The following is a 21,621-nucleotide window of genomic DNA, read 5'->3' on the forward strand; positions in this document are numbered from 1 at the left end:
GCCCGCCCTCAGACCGAGAAGTACTTCGCCCGCGGATGATGCAGGACGATGGCGCTGGTCGATTGCTCGGGGTGGAGCTGCCACTCGTCGCTGATGTCCACCCCGATGCGCTCAGCCTGGAGCAGCTTCAGCAGGGGGGCCTGGTCCTCCAGCTTCGGGCAGGCGGGGTAGCCGAAGGAATAGCGGCCGCCGCGGTACTCCTGCTGCAACATCTTCTCGATGTCCCGCGCATCCTCGGCCGCGAAGCCGAGTTCGGCGCGGATGCGCTTATGGACGTATTCGGCCATCGCCTCGGCCATCTCGACCGAGAGCCCGTGCAGATAGAGGTAGTCCTGGTAGCGGTTCTCCTCGAACCACACCCGGGCGACGTCCGACGCCTTCTGGCCGACGGTGACCACTTGCAGCCCGATCACGTCGCGCTCGGCGTCATCCACATCGCGCACCCAATCGGCGATGCAATCGCCATCGGCTTTCGGCTGGCGCGGCAGGTTGAAGCGGGTCAGCTCGGTGGTGCCATCGGTGTCGAAGATGATCAGCTCATTGCCCTGGCCGGCGCATTTCCAATAGCCGTAGGCGGCCTTGGGGGTCAGGATCTTGTCGGCCTCGGCGATCGCCAGCATGCGCTTGAGCACCGGGCGCAGCTCCTGCTTCGCCCAGCCCAGGAATTCTTCCAGCGAGCGGCCCTGCTTCCGAAAACCCCATTGGAACTGGTACAGGCTGCGTTCGTTGATGAAGGGCACCAGGGCCTTGGGATCGGCCTGCATCACCTTGGCCCCCCAGAAGGGCGGGGTGGGGGTGGCATAGGGCGCGGTCTCCCGCCGGCGCCGCGTCTGGGCATAGGCGAGATCGACCGGGGCGAAGGCGCGGGCATCGGCCTGGCCGAGCACCCGCTTCTCGTTCTTCGACTTGCCCACGCGCTTGGTCTGCAAGGCCGCGAGGTAGTCATCAAAGCCATTGCCCATCACCCGGTCCATCAGATGCAGGCCGTCGAAGGCATCGCGCGCATAGGCGACGCGGCCGCAGGCATAGGATTTGACGCAGTCATCCTCGACATAATTGCGCGTCAGCGCGGCGCCGCCGAGCATCACCGGCAGATCGATCCCCTGGCGCGACATCTCCTCCAGGTTTTCCCGCATCACCACGGTGGATTTGACCAGCAGCCCGGACATGCCGATGGCATGCGCCTTGTGGTCGCGCGCCGCGGTGACGATGTCCTTCAGCGGCACCTTGATGCCGAGGTTGATGACCTTGTAGCCATTGTTGGTCAGGATGATGTCGACAAGGTTCTTGCCGATGTCATGCACATCGCCGCGCACGGTGCCGAGCACGATGGTGCCCTTCTCCTGGCCCTCGATCTTCTCCATGAAGGGTTCCAGCCAGGCGACGGCGGTCTTCATGGTCTCGGCCGATTGCAGCACGAAAGGCAATTGCATCTTGCCGGAGCCAAACAATTCGCCGACGACCTTCATGCCGTCCAGCAGGATGGTGTTGATGATGTCGAGCGGCGGCATCCCGCCGTCCATCGCATCCTTGAGGTCCGTCTCCAGCCCCTTGCGGTTGCCGTCCACGATGCGGTCCTTCAGCCTTCCCTCCGGCGTCGCGGCCACGACCTTGGCGACCGCATCGGCGGCCTTGCGGCCCGAGAAGATCTCCAAGAGTTTTTGCAGCGGGTCGTAGCCCTCGCGGCGGCGGTCGAAGATGAGGTCCTCGACGACCTGGACCTCCTCGGGCGGGATCTGGTGCAGCGGCTTGATCTTGCTGACATGCACGATGGCGCCGGTCATGCCGGCCTTCACCGCCAGATCCAGGAACACCGAATTCAACACATGCCGCGCCGCCGGGTTCAGCCCGAAGGAGATGTTGGACAGCCCCAGCACGATCTGCACATCGGGGAATTTGTCCCGGATCATGCGGATGCCTTCCAAGGTCCACAACCCGAGCTTGCGGTCATCCTCATTGCCGGTGGCGATGGTGAAGGTCAGCGGATCGATCATCAGATCCGACTGCGGCAGGCCGTGTTTCGTGCAGGCGAAATCGATCAGCCGCTCGGCGATGCGCAGCTTGTCCTCGGCGGTCTTGGCCATGCCGACCTCGTCGATGGTCAGCGCGATGACGGCGGCGCCGAACTTCTTCGCCAGCACCATGCGATCCGTGGCGGCACCCTCGCCTTCCTCGAAATTGATCGAGTTGATGATGGGCTTGCCGCCATGCAGCTTCAGCGCGGCCTCGATGATCGGGGTCTCGGTGCTGTCGATCACCAGCGGGCTGTTCACGCTGCTGGTGAAGCGGGTGATGACCTCGCTCATCTCCACCAGCTCATTGCGGCCGACGAAGGCGGTGCAGACATCGAGGCTGTTGGAGCCCTCCGCCACCTGGTCGCGGCCGATGGCGACGCAGCCGTCCCAGTCGCCGGCTTCCTGGCGCTGGCGCCAGGCCTTGCTGCCATTGGCGTTGCAGCGTTCGCCGATGGAGAAATAGGAATTCTCCTGGCGCAGCGCAGTCGCGGCGTAGAGGCTCGCGACCGAGGGCACCCAGTGGACCGTGCGCTTCACCGGCGCGGGGCGCCGCTCGCCGCGCTTCCTCAGCATCGCATCCAGGGCGGCGATATGCGGCGTCGAGGTGCCGCAGCAGCCGCCGATGAGGTTGATGCCATCCTCGGCGACAAAACGTTCCATCCAGGTCGCGAGTTCGTCGGGGCCGAGCGGGTAATGCGTCTTGCCATCCACCAGCTCCGGCAGGCCGGCATTCGGCTGGATCGAGATCTTGCCCGGCCAGTTCTGCGCCAGCCAGCGGACGTGTTCGGCCATCTCCTGCGGGCCCGTGGCGCAGTTCAGCCCGATCAGCGGCACGTCCAGCGCATGGATCACGGTCGCGGCGGCGGCGATGTCGGGGCCGACCAGCAGGGTGCCGGTGGTCTCCACCGTCACCTGCACGAAGATCGGGATGTTCACCCCGGTCTGCCGGATCGCGGCCTTGGCGGCGTTGACGGCGGCCTTGATGAACAGCGTGTCCTGGTTGGTCTCGGTCAGCAGCGCGTCGCAGCCGCCGGCGATGAGGCCGAGGCATTGCGTGGTCAGCGCCGCCTCCAGCACGTCATAGGCGATGTGCCCCAGCGAGGGCAGCTTGGTGCCCGGCCCGATGTCGCCGATCACCCAGCGGTGCCGGCCGTCCGAGAAGCTCTCGGCGGCCTCGCGCGCCAATTCGACGCCGAGCTTGTTGATCTCGAAGGCGCGGCTGCCGAGCTGGAATTCCTCGAGCGTGATCGGGCTGCCGCCGAAGGTATTGGTCAGCACCATATCGGCGCCGGCCTCGTAATAGCCGCGGTGGATTTCGCGGATCAGCTCGGGGCGGGAGAGGGTCAGCACTTCCGTGCAATTCTCCTTGTCCCAGAAATCCTTCTCGATATCGAGCGTCAGCGCCTGCACGCGGCTGCCCATGCCGCCGTCGCAGAGCAGCACGCGATCGCCAAGGGCATCGAGCAGATGGGGTCGGGTCATGGCATGCTTTCAGGCGGCAAGGGTCGAGGACTGGACGGTGCTGCGCGCGGCCCAGAGGCGGGCCGTGAGCGGCCCCGGAATGGCGATGGCGGGTGCCACGTCGCAGCCCCCGAGCCAGCCCGCGATCTCCGCATCCGAAAAACCCTGCCAGCGATGGGCGTGGCGCTGCGCGAGGTCGGCGCGGTCATGCGGTGCCAGGTCCAGCAGCAGCAGGGTGCCGCCGGGGCGCAGCACGCGGACGGCCTCGGCCAGGGCCGCGGTGGGGTCCTCGGCGTAATGCAGCACCATCTGCATCGCCACGAGGTCAAAGCCGCCATCGGGCAGCGGCAGGCGGTACATGTCGGCCTGGCGCAGCGCCGCATGGCCGATGCCGAGCCCGGCGAGGCGTGCGCGGGCCAGCGCCAGCATGTCGCGGCTGGCATCGACGCCGAGCAGGGATGCCGCGCGCGGCGCCAGCAGTTCCAGCAGCCGCCCGGTGCCGGTGCCGATATCCAGCACGGCCTCCAGCCGCCCCGGCGGCAAAGCGGTGAGCAGGGCGGCCTCGATCGCCTCGGCGGGCAGCTCCAGCGCGCTTGCCTCGTCCCATTCGGTGCCGGAGCGCCGGAACGCTTCCGACGCCGCGCGGGCCCGCTCGGCCAGCACGCGCGCGGCGGCGCGGGCATCGGCGGCCAGATGCGGGTCGTCCGGCCCGAGCCGGGCGATCAGATCCCGCGCCAGCGCGTCACGGTCGGCGAGGTGGAACCAGGCATTGGCGCCCTCGGGCACGCGTTCCAGCAGCCCGGCCTCGACCAGCAGGCGCAGGTGGCGGGACAGGCGCGGCTGGGACTGGCCGAGGATGGCGACGAGTTCCGTCACGCAGAAGCCGCCGCGGGCGCAAAGGGCGAGCAGCCGCAGCCGGGTCGGCTCGGCGGCGGCACGCAGGGCGGTCAGGAGGGATTCCATGGCTTGCCAATCGCATAAACATATCCTTATGTCCAGCGATGGCTTGGTCGATCGATGCCCGCATCCCCGTGACCCTGGTCGCGGATGAGCACGCCCTGGCGGCGGCCGCGGCGGCGGCGCCGGCTGCCTTCGTGCTGCGGCAGGTTTTTGGCGCGCCCTCGCACCAGCCCGGCTGCGCCTGCTGCGAGGGGCGGTCCCCGGCAGCGCTGGCGCTGGACCGGCTGTTCCTGGACCGGGTGCGGGGGCAGGTGCCCTTCTTCGGCGCGGTGCTGGCGCAAGAGGATGCGCAGCTTCGCACGGCGCTGACGGAGGACCGGGTGGTGGCGGCCCGCTTCCGCCTCCTCGGCTAGGGTGGCGCCGTGGTCGCCGATGTCGCCGCCAATGGGCGGGAGGCGCGGCGGCCGATCGATCCCGCCGCCCCGGCCTTCGAGGTCGCGCTGCGCCGCGCGCGTCCCTGGCGGGCCGCGGCGCGCCAGGGCGGGATTCAAGCCCGCCCGAGCTGAGCCGTCCTCAGCCCTTCTTCTGCTCCGTCTGCATCTGCGCCATGCGCCGTTGCAGCGATTCCAGCTCGGCCTTCAGCAACTCGACCTCCCGCAGCGGATCGCGGGCGGGCGGCGTCGCGGCGGGATCGGGGCGGCCGGCGAAGGGGCTGAACAGCGTCATGGCGCGCTCCATCATCGCCATGTTCTGCTTGCCCATCTCCTCCAGCGCGTTGAAGGGCGTCAGCGTGCCGATGGTCTGCTGCACCGTCTGGCGCATCTGCTCCTGCTGCCGGGCGAAGGCGCTCATGGTGTATTCGAGGTAGCGCGGCACGACGCCCTGCAGGCTGTCGCCATAGAAGCCGATCAGATGGCGCAGGAAGGATTCGGGCAGCAGATGTTTGCCCTTGGCCTCCTCCTCCACGATAATTTGAGTGAGCACGCCGCGGGTGATGTCATCCCCCGATTTCGCGTCATACACCACGAAATCCCGCCCGGCGCGGACCATGGCCGCCAGATCCTCAAGGGTGACATAGGACGAGGACTCAGTGTTATAGAGCCGCCGGTTGGCGTATTTCTTCACCACCACCGTGGAGAGCGGCGGGGTCGGAGCGGCGGCCTCGGCGTCGTTGGTTTTCGGCGTTTCCGCGGTTTGATCGGCCATGACGCCCATCCTTTTTGGCAATCCCGGAGTTAAGCCTAGCACGGTGATGTTGCGGTGCGAACGCATCGCGCGCAGATGGGCGCCAATGCGGCCCGGGGCGGGGTCTGAGGGGATGCTGGCGGCGTTGCATGGCGGATGGTGGCTTGGCAGGACGGAAGGAGGGCGGGCGGGTCAGGCCGCCCCAGACCGATGCGTCCCCGGCGTCCGAGGCCCCTGGCCCGGCGATGCCGCCGCTCGACCGCCTGGCCGCCGACTGGCTGGCGCTGTGGCAATCCGAGCTGGACGCCCGCGCGCGGGATGTGGAATGGCGCGACGGCATGGCCGCGATCGCCGGGCTTGGCGCGGGGATGCTGCTGGCCTGGACGCGCGCCTTGCAGACCTGGCCCGGGCTGCATGAACGCCCCCCCGCACCGCCAGGGCCCGCGCCCGCTGCCGCTGCACCTGGGGATGGCGGGGCTGCGCCGGAGCCTGGCGCTGGCGGCGATCCCGCCCTCCGACAACGCCTGGCCGAGCTTGAGCGACGCCTGGCCGATCTCGAAGGCCGGGCGGGTGGAGCGGGACCGGATCCTCAACGCGGCCGCCGCCCAAAACGCTGACCGGCCGGAGGCTGACGGCGCCAGCCTGCTGCGCGAGGCGGTGCTGCGGCAACTGGCCGAGGAGGATGCGAGCTTCGCCGCCGGCGTGCTCGCCTACCGCCACCATCCCTGGCGGCGCGACCTGCCCGAGCCGCCGGTGATCTGGGCCGAGGGCGCGGCGCGGGTGCTGGATTATGGCGGTGACGGCCCCCCGGTGCTCTTCGTGCCCTCGCTGATCAACCGCGCCTATGTGCTGGATCTGGCGCCCGGGGCCTCCATGCTGCGGCATCTGGCGGGCAAGGGGCTGCGGCCGCTGCTGCTGGACTGGGGCACGCCGGGGCCGGCGGAACGCGGGCTGAGCCTTACCGACCATATCGCGGGGCCGCTGGAGCGGGCACTCGTCGCATTGCCGGGGCCCGTGACCCTGGTGGGCTATTGCATGGGTGGGCTGCTGACCCTGGCCGCGGCACTGCGCCGGCCGGAACGGGTGGCAGGGCTGGCGCTGCTCGCGACCCCCTGGGATTTCCATGCCGGGCCCGATGCGGCGGCGCGCGGGCGCTCGCTCGCCGCCCTGCTGCCGGCGCTGGAGCCGGCGATGGAGTTGACCGGCGCGCTGCCGACGGATGTGGTGCAGGCGCTGTTCGCGGCCATCGACCCCTGGGGCATCGCCCGGAAGTTCCGCCGCTTCGGCCGCGAACCGGCCGATTCCGCTCGCGCCGCGCTGTTCGTGGCGCTGGAGGATTGGCTGAACGATGGCGTGCCGCTGGCCGCCCCGGTCGCGCGCGCCTGCTTCACCGACTGGTATGGCCGCAACGATCCGGGGCGGCTGGCCTGGCGTGTGGCGGGGCAGGTGATCGACCCGGCCGATTGGGACGGGCCGCTGTTCGTGGCGGTGCCCAAGGCGGACCGGATCGTCCCGCCCGCCTCCGCGCTGGCCCTGGCGCTGCGGGCGCGGGAGGGCAGGGCCGAGGTCACGCTGCATGAGGCGGGGGCCGGGCATATCGGCATGGTGGCCGGGCCGATGGCCGAAGCGGCGCTCTGGCGCCCGCTGCTGGCATGGCTCCGATCCTTGCCCTGAGGCACACCGAAGCCCAATCTGCCGCAAAAGCCAGTCGAGGATACCGGATCATGCAGGACATCGTCATCGCCTCCGCCGCCCGTACCCCGGTCGGTTCCTTCAACGGCGCCTTCGCCAGCCTTTCCGCCCATGCCCTTGGCAGCGTCGCGATCAAGGCCGCGCTGGAGCGCGCCGGCATCTCGGGGGAGGAAGTGGACGAGGTCATCCTCGGCCAGGTGCTGCCGGCCGGCGAGGGCCAGAACCCCGCCCGCCAGGCCTCGGTCGGCGCGGGCATTCCCTATGAGCGCACCGCCTTCGGCATCAACCAGCTGTGTGGCTCGGGGCTTCGCACCGTGGCGCTCGCAGCCCAGCAGATCGCGACGGGGGATGCCACCATCATGGTCGCCGGCGGCATGGAGAGCATGACCCAGGCGCCGCACTGCCAGCAGATGCGGGCGGGGACCAAGATGGGCAGCATCGAGCTGATCGACACCATGCTGCGCGACGGGCTGATGGATGCCTTCCACGGCTACCACATGGGCAATACCGCCGAGAACGTCGCCCAAAAATTCCAGATCACCCGCGACGACCAGGACGCCTTCGCCTTCGCCAGCCAGACCAAGGCCGGTGCCGCCATGGCCGCCGGGCGTTTTGCCGATGAGATCGTCCCGGTCACTGTGAAGGGCCGCAAGGGCGACACCATCGTCACCAGCGACGAATACCCCCGCCCCGAGACCACGCGCGAAATCCTCGCCAAGCTGCGCCCGGCCTTCGCCAAGGACGGCAGCGTCACCGCCGGCAATGCCAGCGGCATCAATGATGGCGCGGCCGCCATCGTGGTGATGTCGGGCAAGGAAGCCTCCCGCCGCGGCATCACGCCGATGGCGCGCATCGTCTCCTGGGCGACCGCGGGCGTGGACCCCGCGATCATGGGCACGGGGCCGATCCCGGCCAGCCGCAAGGCGCTGGCCCGTGCCGGCTGGACCATCGACGACCTGGACCTCATCGAGGCCAATGAGGCCTTCGCCGCCCAGGCCTGCGCGGTGAACAAGGACCTCGGCTGGGACCCGGCCAAGGTCAATGTGAACGGCGGCGCCATCGCCCTTGGCCACCCCATTGGCGCCTCGGGCGCCCGGGTGCTGAACACCCTGCTGTTCGAGATGAAGCGTCGCGGCGCCAAGAAGGGCCTGGCGACGCTGTGCATCGGCGGCGGCATGGGTGTCGCCATGTGCGTCGAAGCCGCCTGATCTTCGGCCGCCGCGCTCTGCTGGCGGGGGCGGCGGCGGGGTTCGCCGTCGCCCCCGCCGTCGCGGCAGCCACAAGCCATTTCTTCACCACCTCGGATGGGGTGCGGCTGCATTACGTGATGGCCGGAGCCCAGGGACCGGGGATCCCGACTATCGTCTTCGTCCCCGGCTGGTGCATGCCGGCCTGGATTTTTGCCCCGCAGATCGACGCTTTGTCGCGCTACGCCCGCGTCGTGGTGCTGGACCCGCGCGGGCAGGGGCGGTCTGAGGTCGCGCGCTCGGGCTATGAGCCGGCGCGGCGGGGGCGGGATATCGCCGAGCTGCTGGCCCGCCTCGGGCCCGGCCGCATGGTGCTGGCGGGCTGGTCGCTCGGCGTGCTGGATGTGCTGTCCTGGCTGGCGACGGCCGGGGACCGGCAGCTTGCCGGGCTGGTGCTGATCGATAATTCGGTGGGCGAGGGCACCCCCCCGGCCGGTGGCGGCGGCTCCAGCTTCTTCACCAACCTGCGCCGGCAGCGGGACCGCACGACGCGCGGCTTCGTCGCCAGCATGTTCAAGACGCCGCAATCGCCCGCCTATCTCGCCGCTTTGGCGCATGACGCGCAGATCATGCCCGTGGAGTCCGCCATTGCCCTGCTTTCCTATCCCCGCCCGCGCGAATTCTGGCGCAATGCGCTGTATTCGACGCGGCGCCCGGTGCTCTACGCGGTGACGCCGAAGTTCCGCGAACAGGCCTCCCTGGTCGAACAGCGCCACACCGATGCGGTCGCCGACCTCTACCCCGAGGCCGGGCACGCGCTCTTCGTCGATGCCGCCCCCCGCTTCAACGACGCGGTCGCCGACCTGCTGCATCGCCGGGCGGTTTGGGGGTGATGCGGGCGCTGCTGCCGCTCTTCCTCATCTCCGCCGCGGCGGTGGGGGTGGAAATCGCGCTGACCCGGATCTTCGCCGTCGGGTCCTGGTCCGAATATGGCTACTGGGTGATCTCCATCGCCATGACCGGCTTCGCCGTCTCCGGCGTGGTCATGGTGCTGGGGCGGGCGCGGTTTCGCGATTGGGCGGGCTGGATGCTGCCGGCGCTGCCGCTGGCGATGCTGGTGGCCGGGGCGCTAGGCTGGGTCGGCGTGGCAGCCAATCCGTTCAACCCCTTGGAATTGCAGAACCCGGCCACAGCCGGGCCGCAGCTTTGGAACATCCTCGGCTATTACGGGGCGCTGTTTCCCTTCTTCTTCCTGGCCGGGCTCGCGGTCTCGCTGAACTTCGTGGTCCATGCCGGGCAGGTCGGGCGGGTCTATGGCTATGACCTGCTGGGCGCCGGGGCCGGGGCGGCGCTGGCGCTGGGGCTGCTCTGCGGGCTGCATCCGTTCTGGATGATCCCGGCCCTGCTGCCGCTGCTGGCGCTGGCCGCGGGGCTCTCGGGACGCGGGGGCTGGCGCTGGGCCGCAGTTGCCGTGCTGATCGGAGGGGAGGCCGCGGCGCTGCTGCTCGCGGCGCCAAAAATAAGCGAATACAAAGCGATATACGCGCCTCTTCATGTGCCGGATGGGCAGCAGCGCGCCGAAATCCTGGCCCCTGGCGGCGTCTACCAATTGCTCGACAACTTCACCGAGCGGCTGGACACGGATGTCTCCAACAATGCCGGGATGATGGGGCTGCCGGCGCCGCCGCGCGGCTACGGGCTGTACCGGGATGGGGCGCGGATCGCGACCCTGCCGATGGGGCCGCCCGAATCCGCCCATGCCCCCGCGGCGCTGGATGCCGCCCCCTATGCGCTGCTGACCGCGCCCCGCGTGCTGGTGCTGGGTGGGGAGGGCGGCTTCCGCGCCGCCGAGGCGCTGGCGCTGGGCGCCGCCGCCGTCACGGTGATCGAGCCCGAGCCGGTGCTGCGCGCCGCACTCGCCGATGGCCTCGGCCCATCCCCCGCGCCGCCGGCCGATCCGCGCGTGACCCTGTCCGACCAGCACCCGCTGGCGCCGGCCGAGGGCTATGACCTCATCGACATCTCCGGCGATTTCCTGGCGGCGCGGGAGCAGAACCGCCACGCTTATACCGCCGAGGCGATCGCCGCCTGGCTCGCGCGGCTTCCGCCGGGCGGGATGATCTCCATCCCCGTGACCATCCGCGAACTGCCGGCCTATGCGCTGCGCCTGGCCGCGACCGCCGTCGCCGCCTTGCGGGAGGCGGGGGTGGCGGAGCCGGGGGCGCATCTGGCGGTGCTGCGCTCGGCCTGGAACCTGCGGCTGCTGATCGCGCGCGATCCGATCCCGCCCGAGGCGGTGGCGCGGCTCGCGGACTTCGCCGAGACGCGCTCCTTCGATCTCTCCTACGCCCCCGGGTTCACCGCGCCCTCGGTCTGGAACGACGTGCCGGCGGTCTCGCTGGAGAGCGAGATGGTGCAGTCGGGCGGCGAGGCGGTGGACAGCGTCGCGCAGGATATCCGTGCGCTGCTGGAGGGCACCGCCGCCCCCTCGGCCTTCGACCGCTCCCCGATCACCGCCGACCGCCCCTGGCTGAGCCCGATCGTGCGCTTCGCGGCACTGCCCCTGGCGCTGGCGCGGATCGAGGTGCTGCCGCAGTCGGAGATCGGGCTGCTGGTGAATGCCGCGGTGCTGGCCCAGGCGGCGGTGCTGGCGCTGATCGTGATGCTGCTGCCGCTGGTGGCGCGCGGGGCGTTGCGGGTGCCGGCGCGGATCATGGGCCGGGCGCTGGTGTATTTCCCGGCCCTCGGTCTCGGCTTCCTGATGATCGAGATCGTCGCCATCGAACAGGCGGCCCTGCTGCTTGGCGACCGCACGGCGGGCTTCTCGCTGGTGCTGACTACCATGCTGGTCTTCTCCGGCGCCGGGGCGATGCTGGCGGGGCGGGTGGCGCGGCCGGACCGGGCGCTGGGCTTCGCGGTGCTGGCGGTGGTGCTGTGCTGCGCGCTGGGCGTCGCGGGGCTGCATGCGGGGGTGCTGGCGGGGCTTGGCCTCAGCTGGTGGGCGCGGGCGGGGCTGGTGGTGGTGGCGCTGGCGCCGCTGTCCTTCGCGCTCGGCCTGCCTTTCCCATTGGGGCTGGACCGCTTCCAGCGGGAGAGTCCGGCGATGTTGCCCTGGGCCTGGTCGCTGAACGGCGCCTTCTCGGTGCTGGCGACGCCGCTCGCGACTCTGCTCGGGCATGGATTCGGTCTGGTGCCGGTTCTTGTTGCCGGCATGATCTGTTACTTCCTTGCAGGAATCCTATGGCCACGGAGCCCCGCATGAGCCTGCATCGCCGCGCTATTCTTCTGGGCGTCCTGGCCGCCCCCGCGCTGGCGCGGGCCGAGACCACCGCCCCCGACGCCTGGACGCGGGAGGCCTACCTCAAGGCGATGCGCGACTCCGGGCGCCCGGTGGAGATCTCCGAGGCCGGCTTCCGCGCTATCCAGGCCCGCAAGCCGGCGATGATGGAGCGGATCGGCGCCTATCTCGGCCGCCGCTTCCCCGAGGCCGACCCGGTCGTGATGCGCGCCTTCGCCGAGGTCCCGCGCGAGTATTTCCACTACATGTACGAAGGCCGCCGCTCCTTCGCCGATGCGGCCTATGAGGCCGATGCCAAGCCCTGGGCCATCGGTTATGGCTCCGCCCTCTCCGATTATCTGGGGCAGGCCTATATGACCCAGGTCTGCGCCCCCAAGCCCGAGCATGTGGTGCTGGAGATCGGCACCGGCTCGGGGTTCCAGTCGGCCTTGCTGTCCCGGATCGTGGCCAAGCAGTATTCGATCGAGATCATCGAGAATTTGGGCCGCGGCGTTCGCCCGATCTTCGGCCCGCTCGGCTATGCCAATGTCGAAACCCGTGTCGGCGATGGCTTCTTCGGCTGGCCGGAAGTCGCGGGCGGCTTCGACACCATCATCGTGACCTGTGCGGCGCAATACGTGCCGCCGGCGCTGGTGCAGCAGTTGAAGCCGGGCGGCAAGCTGGTGATTCCGATCGGGCAGCCGTTCCGCCGGGGGCAATTCCTCTATGTCTATACCAAGGATGCCGATGGGCGGGTCCGCAGCCGCAAGGATGTGGGCGTCTATTTCATCCCGATGACCGGCACGATGATGCGGGCGCCGCGCCCGGCGGACGTGCCCCCCAGCAGCTGAGGTTGCGCCCGGGGGCGCGGGGCGCCAGAAGCCGGGGATGGATCAGCCCATCCCCCCCGGACCCGGCCACAACACCCCCCCCGATGCGGTCGCCGCCCAGGTGGCGCGTGAGGCCGCGCGCCGCCGCACCTTCGCGATCATCGCCCATCCCGACGCCGGCAAGACCACGCTGACGGAGAAGCTGCTGCTGCGCGGCGGTGCCATCCAGCTCGCCGGCGCGGTGCGCGCCAAGGGCGACCGCCGCCGCACCCGCTCGGACTGGATGAAGATCGAGCAGGATCGTGGCATTTCGGTCGCGACCTCGGTGATGACCTTCGAGCGCGACAATGTCGTCTTCAACCTGCTCGATACCCCGGGCCATGAGGATTTTTCCGAGGACACCTACCGCACCCTGACCGCGGTGGACGCGGCGGTGATGGTGCTGGACGCCGCCAAGGGCATCGAGGCGCAGACGCGAAAGCTGTTCGAGGTCTGCCGGATGCGGGACATCCCCATCGTCACCTTCATCAACAAGATGGACCGCGACGGGCGGGACGTGTTCGAGCTGCTGGAGGAGATCGAGAAGACCCTGGCGCTGGATGTCGCCCCGGTCGCCTGGCCGGTGGGCCTGGGGCGGGAGTTCATCGGCACCTATGATCTGCTGCGGCCCTCGCTGCATCTGATGGCCGATGGCTCGCAGCCGCTGGCGTTGAGCGGGCTGGACGATCCCAGGCTCGATGCCGCCGTGCCGAAGAATCTGGTCGAGGGCCTGCGCGAAGGGGCGGAGCTGGCCACGGCGCTTTCCACCTTCGATGAGAAGGCCTTCCTCCAGGGCACCATGACTCCGGTGTATTTCGGCTCGGCGCTGCGCGATTTCGGCGTCGGGCATCTGCTGGACGGGCTGGCTCGCTACGCCCCGCCCCCGGGCAGCCGCGCGGCCGACCTGCGCGTGGTCGAGCCGGAGGAGCCGGCGCTGACCGGCTTCGTCTTCAAGATCCAGGCGAATATGGACCCGAACCACCGGGACCGCGTCGCCTTCCTGCGGATATGTTCGGGGCGGCTGCTCAAGGGCATGCGGCTGAAGCAGGTCCGCACCGGCAAGGCGGTGCCGGTCAATGCGCCGCTGTTCTTCTTCGCCCGTGACCGCCAGGTGGCCGAGGAAGCCTTCCCCGGCGATGTCGTCGGCATCGCCAACCATGGCGTGCTGCGGATCGGCGATACGCTGACCGAGGGCGAGGACATCAACTTCCGCGGCGTGCCGAGTTTTGCCCCGGAAATCCTGCGCCGCGTCATCATCGACGACGCCATGGCCGCGAAGAAGCTCAACAAGGCGCTGGAACAGCTCACCGAGGAGGGCGTCGTGCAGTTGTTTCGCCCGCTGGATGGCGCGGGTGTCGTGGTCGGCGTGGTCGGCGCCTTGCAGCTCGATGTACTCGGCGCGCGGCTGGCGGCGGAATACAGCGTGAAGGCGCGGTTCGAGAGCACGGGTTTTGACCTGATGCGCTGGGTGGTGACCGAGGATCGTATCGCCGAAGAAAAATTTCGGCGAACGAACAGTCATGACATCGCCGAGGACCATGATCGCAATCTCGTTGCTTTTTTTACCAGCGACTGGCGGCGAAAGCGGGCCGAGGAGGAGCACCCCGCGCTCCGTTTCGTGGAATTGCGCGAACAGCATGGGGTGGAGGGCTAGCGCAATTTCCTTGCGACAAGGGTTTATTTCCATCGTTCTAGTTGGTTATCCCGCCGCATTTTTGCGGAGGGCCGGTCAGTCCACCCGAGTCGGGGCTGATCTTGCCTGAACGCCTCTCGTTAACATTGATTATGCAGTGCGAACATGGGAGCCTCGCGCAGCGACGATGGTCCTCGCGCCCGCACCAGGCCGCCCCTGGGCCTTTGCCTGAAAACCAGGCTTCTGCCACATCGATGGAAGTCCTTGCATGCGGCCTGTTCTCTCCGACGTGATCGGGAATCTCTACCAGGCGGCTGACCCCGAGGTTGGCTGGGCGGGGGCGGTTGCCTCCCTGGCCGGGGTGGTCGGTGCCACTCAGGCGGGGTTCCAGATCGCCGATCCGCACAATATCAAAGGCACGAATCTGTTGGCCGCCCCGGGCACGAGCCTTGAGGAGGCGGCGCTTTACGTCGCGCATTTCAAGCAGGTCGACCCCTACGCCACCCTCTTGCAGGAGCGTCCGGTCGGGGCGGTGACGGTCAGCGGCGAGCTGCTCGACGAGGAGCTGGTCCTGCGGTCCGAATACTGGAATGATTTCGCAGGCCGGTACGGGCGGGGCTTCCATCTGGTCGGCAGCCGGCTCAGCACCCATGTCGGCGGCGACGCCATGATCGGGCTGCTGCGGCCGCCGGAGGCACTGCCTTTCAGCGCCGAGGATGAGGCGACCCTCGTCACCATCTTCCCGCATTTCGCCAGTGCCGTGCGGCTCTGGCACCGCCTGACCGAGGCCGAGGCGCGGGCCGATGCCGCCAATCTGATGCGGGACGCGCTGGGCGCGGTGCTGGTGGTCGATGGCCAGGGGCGGCTGCTGCTGGTCAGCCCCGCGGCCGAGCGGATGGCGCCGGAGGTCGGGCTGCGCCTCGGCGGCGGCAGGCTTGGCTTCATCGTGCCGGAGGCGGCGGCGCGGCTGCGGACCCTGATCGCGGCCACCGCCGGCGGCGGCCCGGGGGGCGTGATGGTGCTGTCCCAGGCGACCCCGCTCGGGCGCCTCTTCCTCCAGGCGACCCGGCTGCCGGAGCAGACGGCCGCGGCGCGGGACCGTTACGGGCGCTATCCGGTGCTCGTCGAATTGCGCCTGCTCGGCACCCGCCAGCCCTCGGCCGACGCGCTGCGCCAGGCCTTCGGCCTTGGCCTGGCGGAGGCCGAGGTCGCGCTGCTGACCGCCCAGGGCCTCACCGCCGAGGAGGTCGCGGAGCGGCGGGGCACCAGCGTGCTGACGGTGCGCTCACAGATCCGCGTGCTGCTGATGAAGACGGACACCCGCACGCTGCGCGAACTGGCCGGGCTGGTGAACGCCCTGGCCTGAAGCCTGCCGCTTAAAATGCCAGCAGATTGTCCCGGAATTGCGCGTGCTCATACTCGCGCCGCACCAGCCCGCGGGCCTGCAACGCCGGCACCAGCCCGTCCGCGACCTCGGCGATGCTGCGCCGGCTCACGTCGTTGACCGAGATCAGGAAGCCGTCGCCGCCGACCTCCTGCATCACCTCCTCCATCCGGCCCGCGACCGTGTCCGGCGTGCCGACCAGCTCGACCGAGCCGGAATTGCCGCGATAGGACAGCATCGCCTCGCGCAGCGACTTCTTGCCGGCGACGCGCTTGAAGTCGTCCAGCGACTGCTGATGGCCGTTGGTGTGCAGCTCCAGCGAGCTGACCGGCGTGTCGAGATCGTAGGTGGCGAAATCGATGTTGGTGATCTTGCCGAAGAAGGCGAGCAACTGCGGCACCTGCGCCTCCGCCCGTGCCATGCGCTGGCGCTGGCGCAGCGCCGCTTCCTCCGCACTGTCGCCGAGCACGGGGCTGACCAGGAACAGCACCTTCACCTTGTCCGGGTCGCGCCCCTGGGCCACGGCGCGGGCGCGGACATCCTCGCGATAGGCGCGCATCCCGGGCGTGCCCTTGACGCCGGCGACGATGGTATCGGCATGCAGGCTCGCGAATTGCTTGCCGCGGGCGCTGCCGCCGGCCTGGGCGATGACCGGCCGGCCCTGCGGGCAGGGGCCGGAATTCAGCGGGCCATGGGTGCTGTACCAGGGGCCGACATGGTCCACGGCATGCACCTTGGTGTGGTCGATCAGCATGCCGCCGGCGCGGTCGTTGACGATGGCGCCGGGCTCCCAGGAGTCCCACAAGCCATTCACCGCGGCCATGTAGTCCTCGGCCATGTCGTAGCGCAGGTCGTGCTCGGGCAGCCCGTCCATGCCGTAGTTGCGCGCCGCGACATCGCTGCTGCCGGTGACCATGTTCCAGCCGATGCGGCCTTGCGAGACCTGGTCCAGGCTCGCGATCAGCCGGGCCAGCAGATAGGGCGGATAGGCGAAGGTGGAGAGCGTCGGCACGATCCCGATGCGCGAGGTCGCCGCCGCCATCAGCGTCGCCATCACCGACGGGTCCTGCCGCGGCACCGAGAGGCCGTGCTTGAGGTAGATCTCGCGCGAGCCGCCGTAGCTCTCGCCGACGTAGCTGCTGTCCTCGATCAGTATGTAGTCGAAGCGGGCGCGTTCCAGGCTGCGGGCCATGTCGCAGAACAGGTCCGGCACCCTCCAGTCGCGGCCGATATCGCCCGTCCAGGGCTCGCCCCAGGCCTGTACCGACGAGCCTTGCAGGAACCAGCCGAGGTGGAAGGGTGTGGGCATAAACTCGTCTCCGGGATCATTGGCGCCGCGGCTGATGCAGGGACCGTGCCGCGCAACACCAAAGCCGCGCAGCCGCGACAGCCCATCGTCCCACCGCGCCGAAACCGTGTCGAGACGGGCGCGCGCCGGGGTGCGGTGGCTACCCCTCGACTTCCTCCCGCACCAGCTCCACCCGCAGCCAGTCCTCCTCGGCCCCATCCAGCGCCGCCTGGGCCTCGTTCAGCGCGATGGCGGCCTTGGCCATCTCGGCGGGCCTGGCGGCCTGCAACGCCGCCTGGCGGCGCGCGACGATCGCGGTCAGCCCGGCGATGCGGGCGGGCAAAGTGGCCAGCGCGTGCTGCTCCTTGGGCGAGAGCCGGCGGCGCGAGGGCGGTGGCGGCGGCGGCGGGGCGGCCGCGGCGGCCTTCTCCCGCGTCACCGCGCCGCGCGCGGTCACGCCGGCACCACGCTGGGCGACCATGTCGGAATAGCCGCCGGCATATTCCTGCCAATGGCCCTCGCCCTCCCAGGCGATGGTGCTGGTGGCGACGCGGTCCAGCACGTCGCGGTCATGGCTGACGAGCAGGATGGTCGCCGGATGCTCGGCCAGCACCTCCTGCAACAGATCCAGGGTTTCGAGGTCGAGGTCGTTGGTCGGTTCGTCCAGCACCAGCAGGTTGGCGGGTTTCGCCAGCGCCGCCGCCAGCAGCAGCCGGCCGCGTTCCCCGCCCGAAAGTGCGGAGACCGGCGTGCGCGCCTGATCCGGGGAGAACAGGAAGTCCTTCATGTAGCCGATGACGTGGCGGCGCTGGTCGCCGACCTCGACCATGTCGCCCTGGCCGCCGGTCAGCGTCTCGGCCACGCCCTTGCTTGGGTCCAGTGCCGCGCGGGTCTGGTCGAGCGTGACCATCACCAGCGCGGTGCCGAGCTTCACCTGCCCCTCATCCGGCGCCATGCGCCCGGTCAGCAGGTTCAGCAGCGTGGTCTTGCCGGCGCCATTCGGGCCGATGATGCCGATGCGGTCGCCGCGCAGCACGCGGGTGGAGAAGTGGTCGATGACCTTGCGGCCGTCGAAGGCCTTGGTGATCTCCTCGGCGGAAATCACCAGGCTGCCCGATCCCGCGCCATCGGCGGCGGTGATGCGGGCGACGCCGGTGGGGCCGCGCCGCTCCTTCTGTACCTTCCGCAACTCGTGCAGATCCGCGAGGCGCTTCACATTGCGCTTGCGCCGGGCGGTGACGCCGTAGCGCAGCCAGTCCTCCTCCCGCGCGATCTTGCGGGCGTGCTTGTGGGCCTGGGTTTCCTCCTCCTCCAGCACCTGGTCGCGCCAGGGCTCGAAGGCGGAAAACCCCTGTTCCAGGCGGCGGGTGGTGCCGCGGTCCAGCCAGACCATGCTGCGCGACAGCCGTTCGAGGAAGCGCCGGTCATGGCTGATCAGCACCAGCGCGCCGCGGAAGCCCAGCAGCGTCTCCTCCAGCCATTCGATGGCGGGCAGGTCGAGATGGTTGGTCGGCTCGTCCAGCAGCAGGATGTCGGGGTTGGGGGCGATGACGCGGACCAGCGCCGCGCGCTTGGCCTCGCCACCCGAGAGCCGCTTGGGGTCCTCGCTGCCGTCCAGGCCAAGGCCGTGCAGCATCGCGATCATCCGATGCGGCGAGGCGCCTGGGTCGAGCCCGGCCAGCAGATAGTCCTCGACGGTCGCGAAACCGGACATGTCCGGCTCCTGCGCCAGCACGCGCAGCGTCGCGCCGGGCTGGACGAAGCGGGTGCCCTTGTCCTGCTGCACGGTGCCGGCGGCGATCCGCAGCAGCGTGGATTTGCCGGAGCCGTTGCGGCCGACCAGGGCGACTTTCTCCCCCGTCGAGACGGAGAGGGTCGCGCCCTGGAGGAGCTTGGTGTCGCCAAAGCCGAGGGTGATGTCACTGAGAAGCAGAAGGGGTGGTGCCATGCCGCAGCGCGTGCGGCGCCCGGCCGCCCAGGTCAAGGGAAAAGCTCAGCGCGCGGGGCTGCGTTGCGGGCGGCTCAGGGGGCCGAGGAAGAGATTGGGCGCCGCTTGCTTCGCCGCTGCCGGGGGCGGGCAATCCGGGCGCAGCGCGCCGCAGTCCCAGGCCCAGCCGGGGGGGATGCCGGTCAGGCTGCCGCCCTGTTCATGCCGGCACAGGCAGGAGCGCCCGGCCATGCAGGCCAGTTGGCCCCGGGTTTCGGCGCCACAGGCGGGCTGCGCCGCCAGCGGGGCGGGGGCCGCCAGCAGCAGGAGAAGCAGGAGGCGCATGCCGCGATCCTGCCGTTCCACAGGTAAGCATCCGGTGAAGACCGGCGCCGGGTCGCTTGCCGTTCTGGCCCGGGCAGCGCAAAAAATTCATGGACCGATCCGGCCCGGGGAGAGCAATCGCCATGGCATTCGACCTGAACCGCCTGGCCGAGGCGCTGCTTGGCGGCGCCGCGCGGCCCCCGCGTCGCCGCACCCGCAGCGTCTCGCCCTTCGGCGGCAGCCGCTCGGCCGAGGCGCGGACGGTGCGGGCGCTGGCCTCGCTGGCCGGTCTGGCGGTGGAGGCCCTCGGGGGTGGGCGCCAAACGGCTGGGCGCCAAACGGCAGGGCGCCAGACGGCTGGACACCAGAGCGCGCCGGCTCCCACGCGCGCGCCGCTGCCGCGCAAGCCGGCCAAGGGTGAGGTCACCGATCTGCGCCGGGATACCGCGGCACCGGGGCCCTGGGGTGTCCCCACCCACGCCCCGGCCCCCGCCCGGCGCCTGCCCGAAATCCGCCCGCCCGCCGCCCCGCCCGCCGCCCCGCCCGCCGCCCCGCCCCCGGCCGCCCGGGCCGAACAGGCCGAGGCGCTGCTGCTGATCCGCGCCATGCTCGCCGCCGCCGCCGTGGACGGCGCCGTGGATGCCGAGGAACGCCGGGTCATCGCCAGGCAGCTCGACGGCGCCGGGCTTTCGGCCGAGGAGCGCGATCTGGTGCTCGCCGACCTCGACCGCCCCGCGACGCCCGAGGCCCTGGCGGCCGAGGTGGATGACCCGCTGCTGGGCGCGCAGATCTACGCCGCCGCGGCCGCCATCGCCGCCGATGTGACACCGGCCGAGCGCGGCTTCCTCGACCGGCTCGCCGCGGCGTTGCATCTTGCCCCGCAAACCGCTGCCAGGATCGAAGCGCGGCTGTCCGGAGACGAAATGCCATGACCAACGACCCCGCCCTCAGCCCCGCCGAACGCGCCCTGCGCGCCCGCGCGATCGAGGTCGCCGCCGAGGCCCGTGCCGGCGCCGCCGAGATCGACCGCACCGAGGCCTACCCCTGGCCCATGGTCCGCCGCATGACCGAGGCCGGGCTGATGGGGCTGACCATCCCCCGCGCCTATGGCGGCCAGGGGGCGAGCTGGATGGAGGCGGCGCTGGTGGTGGAGGCGATGGCCGCCGGCTGCGCCGTCTGCGGCCGCATCGCGGTCGAGGCCAACATGGGCGCGATCGGCGCCATCATGACCTATGGCACCGAGGCGCAGAAGCAGATCGCCGCCCGCACCGTGCTCTCGGGCGACAAGCCCGCGATCCTGATCACCGAGCCCGAGGCCGGCTCCGCCGCGACCGGCATGGCCACGCGCGCGGTGCGCCATGGCGATACCTGGGTGCTGGATGGGGAAAAGACCTGGATCACCGGCGGCGGCGTCTCCCGCCTGCATCTGATCTTCGCCCGCGTCATCGAGGATGGGCAGGACCAGGGGATCGGCGGCTTCATCGTGGTGCGCGACGAGCCTTCCGACGCGCCGGGGCTCATCATCCATCGCCGCATCCCGACCATGGGGCTGCGCGGGATGCCGGAGGCGGAGATCCATATGCGCGGGCTGGAGGTGCCCGATTCGATGGTGCTGCGCGGGCCCGGCGGCTGGCAGCGCGGCTTTGGCCGGCTGATGGATGCCTACAACAGCCAGCGGGTCGGGGCGGCGACGGCGGCCCTCGGCATCGCCGCAGGGGCCTTCGACGAGGCGCGGGACTATGCCCTCGCCCGGCGCCAGTTCGGGCGGCCGATCGCGGAGTTCCAGGGCCTCGCCTGGATGGTCGCGGATATGTCGATCCGGGTGGAATCGGCGCGGCAGATGATCTGGCGGGCGGCGCGGATGCTGGGGCCGGATGGCTTCCCCGACCGGATGGCGGCGGCCCAGGCCAAGGTGATCGCGGCGGATGTGGGGATCGAGGTGACCAACCAGGCGCTGCAGGTCTGGGGCGGCGCCGGCTATTCCCGCGACAATCCGATGGAGCGGCATGTGCGCGACGCGCGGATGTTCGCCATCGCCGGCGGCACCGGCCAGGTGCTGCGGACGCAGGTGGCGGAACGGATCTTCGGCATCCGCATGCCGCAGACGCGGGATGGCTGGATGCGGGCGGAGGCGGCCGAACAGGCGGTTCGGGCGGCGGCGGAGTAGGGGTGCGGTTGACTCCGGGCCTTCCGCCCCATACACCCCGGCCTCCGCACGGCGCCACTTTGGGGCCGGCCCCGAAACGCGCATCCGGACTGGTGTTATGAAGATCCGCAACAGCCTCAAGACCGCCAAGCTGCGGGACAAGAATTGCATCGTCGTGCGCCGTCGCGGCCGGACCTATGTCCTGAACAAGAAGAACCCCCGTTTGAAGGCGCGCCAGGGCTAAGCGACTGTCTTGCTGGTCAATGGTCGTTCTGCCTTTTGATGCTTGCCGGGATCCCGGTTCGGTTCAAGGCGGGCGCTGCGCGCCCCCGC

At 70.3% G+C, this 21,621-nt stretch carries 18 protein-coding genes; 12 read left to right on the plus strand and 6 right to left on the minus strand.

Annotated features, from left to right (window positions below):
* Positions 1 to 8 precede the first annotated feature (8 nt).
* Together metH and C8P66_RS20620 are read right to left on the minus strand one after the other, a co-directional pair.
* Positions 9 to 3,497, minus strand: a complete 3,489-nt coding sequence (metH, locus tag C8P66_RS20615; protein ID WP_111400173.1) for a methionine synthase — start codon at positions 3,495 to 3,497, stop codon at positions 9 to 11.
* 9 nt (positions 3,498 to 3,506) lie between these two features.
* On the minus strand, positions 3,507 to 4,439 hold the full coding sequence (locus tag C8P66_RS20620; RefSeq protein ID WP_111400174.1) for an ArsR/SmtB family transcription factor: 933 nt from the start codon (positions 4,437 to 4,439) through the stop codon (positions 3,507 to 3,509).
* A gap of 38 nt (positions 4,440 to 4,477) precedes the next feature.
* Between C8P66_RS20620 and C8P66_RS20625 the strand changes: the two genes are divergently transcribed.
* Both C8P66_RS20625 and C8P66_RS23940 read left to right on the plus strand, forming a co-directional pair.
* A complete protein-coding gene (locus C8P66_RS20625) occupies positions 4,478 to 4,789 on the plus strand; it encodes a hypothetical protein (protein ID WP_111400175.1) in 312 nt (103 codons plus the stop codon).
* 9 nt (positions 4,790 to 4,798) lie between these two features.
* Entirely contained in the window at positions 4,799 to 4,942 is a 144-nt protein-coding gene (locus C8P66_RS23940; RefSeq protein WP_158537331.1) for a hypothetical protein, read from the plus strand.
* A 7-nt stretch (positions 4,943 to 4,949) separates the two neighbouring features.
* On the opposite strand, the gene phaR is transcribed toward C8P66_RS23940, so the two are convergent.
* Positions 4,950 to 5,582, minus strand: a complete 633-nt coding sequence (gene phaR, locus C8P66_RS20630; RefSeq protein WP_111400191.1) for a polyhydroxyalkanoate synthesis repressor PhaR — start codon at positions 5,580 to 5,582, stop codon at positions 4,950 to 4,952.
* A gap of 393 nt (positions 5,583 to 5,975) precedes the next feature.
* Between phaR and C8P66_RS20635 the strand changes: the two genes are divergently transcribed.
* The 7 genes from C8P66_RS20635 to C8P66_RS20670 all read left to right on the plus strand — a co-directional run bounded on the left by C8P66_RS20635 (position 5,976) and on the right by C8P66_RS20670 (position 15,585).
* Positions 5,976 to 7,235, plus strand: coding sequence for an alpha/beta fold hydrolase (locus tag C8P66_RS20635; RefSeq protein ID WP_111400176.1), 1,260 nt, complete (start codon positions 5,976 to 5,978; stop codon positions 7,233 to 7,235).
* Between the two features lie 50 nt (positions 7,236 to 7,285).
* Positions 7,286 to 8,461 (plus strand): acetyl-CoA C-acetyltransferase, encoded by a 1,176-nt coding sequence (locus C8P66_RS20640; protein ID WP_111400177.1) that lies wholly within the window; start codon positions 7,286 to 7,288, stop codon positions 8,459 to 8,461.
* Positions 8,443 to 9,333, plus strand: coding sequence for an alpha/beta fold hydrolase (locus tag C8P66_RS20645; protein ID WP_111400178.1), 891 nt, complete (start codon positions 8,443 to 8,445; stop codon positions 9,331 to 9,333). Before C8P66_RS20640 ends, C8P66_RS20645 begins: the two co-directional genes overlap by 19 nt.
* A complete protein-coding gene (locus tag C8P66_RS23945) occupies positions 9,333 to 11,702 on the plus strand; it encodes a hypothetical protein (RefSeq protein ID WP_158537332.1) in 2,370 nt (789 codons plus the stop codon). Before C8P66_RS20645 ends, C8P66_RS23945 begins: the two co-directional genes overlap by 1 nt.
* Entirely contained in the window at positions 11,699 to 12,568 is an 870-nt protein-coding gene (locus tag C8P66_RS20660; protein ID WP_245903707.1) for a protein-L-isoaspartate O-methyltransferase family protein, read from the plus strand. Before C8P66_RS23945 ends, C8P66_RS20660 begins: the two co-directional genes overlap by 4 nt.
* A 37-nt stretch (positions 12,569 to 12,605) precedes the next feature.
* Positions 12,606 to 14,240, plus strand: a complete 1,635-nt coding sequence (locus C8P66_RS20665) for a peptide chain release factor 3 (protein ID WP_111400180.1) — start codon at positions 12,606 to 12,608, stop codon at positions 14,238 to 14,240.
* Between the two features lie 247 nt (positions 14,241 to 14,487).
* On the plus strand, positions 14,488 to 15,585 hold the full coding sequence (locus C8P66_RS20670) for a helix-turn-helix transcriptional regulator (protein WP_146423000.1): 1,098 nt from the start codon (positions 14,488 to 14,490) through the stop codon (positions 15,583 to 15,585).
* A 10-nt stretch (positions 15,586 to 15,595) separates the two neighbouring features.
* On the opposite strand, the gene C8P66_RS20675 is transcribed toward C8P66_RS20670, so the two are convergent.
* The 3 genes from C8P66_RS20675 to C8P66_RS20685 all read right to left on the minus strand — a co-directional run bounded on the left by C8P66_RS20675 (position 15,596) and on the right by C8P66_RS20685 (position 19,163).
* Entirely contained in the window at positions 15,596 to 16,912 is a 1,317-nt protein-coding gene (locus C8P66_RS20675) for an NtaA/DmoA family FMN-dependent monooxygenase (RefSeq protein ID WP_111400182.1), read from the minus strand.
* A gap of 139 nt (positions 16,913 to 17,051) precedes the next feature.
* Positions 17,052 to 18,839, minus strand: coding sequence for an ABC-F family ATP-binding cassette domain-containing protein (locus tag C8P66_RS20680; RefSeq protein ID WP_111400192.1), 1,788 nt, complete (start codon positions 18,837 to 18,839; stop codon positions 17,052 to 17,054).
* A gap of 45 nt (positions 18,840 to 18,884) precedes the next feature.
* Entirely contained in the window at positions 18,885 to 19,163 is a 279-nt protein-coding gene (locus C8P66_RS20685) for a hypothetical protein (RefSeq protein ID WP_146423001.1), read from the minus strand.
* Positions 19,164 to 19,285: 122 nt separating this feature from the next.
* On the opposite strand from C8P66_RS20685, the gene C8P66_RS20690 reads away from it, so the two are divergent.
* From C8P66_RS20690 to ykgO, 3 genes are all read left to right on the plus strand, one after another.
* Positions 19,286 to 20,074, plus strand: a complete 789-nt coding sequence (locus C8P66_RS20690) for a DUF533 domain-containing protein (protein ID WP_158537333.1) — start codon at positions 19,286 to 19,288, stop codon at positions 20,072 to 20,074.
* Positions 20,071 to 21,309 (plus strand): 3-sulfinopropanoyl-CoA desulfinase, encoded by a 1,239-nt coding sequence (gene acdA / locus C8P66_RS20695; RefSeq protein WP_111400185.1) that lies wholly within the window; start codon positions 20,071 to 20,073, stop codon positions 21,307 to 21,309. Before C8P66_RS20690 ends, acdA begins: the two co-directional genes overlap by 4 nt.
* A gap of 97 nt (positions 21,310 to 21,406) precedes the next feature.
* Positions 21,407 to 21,532 carry a type B 50S ribosomal protein L36 gene (ykgO, locus tag C8P66_RS20700; RefSeq protein WP_111400186.1) on the plus strand — a complete coding sequence of 42 codons (126 nt, stop codon included), beginning with the start codon at positions 21,407 to 21,409 and terminating at the stop codon, positions 21,530 to 21,532.
* Positions 21,533 to 21,621 lie beyond the last annotated feature (89 nt).

This window comes from Humitalea rosea (genome assembly GCF_003253705.1).
In the GTDB taxonomy this organism is placed as follows: Bacteria; Pseudomonadota; Alphaproteobacteria; order Acetobacterales; family Acetobacteraceae; genus Humitalea; species Humitalea rosea.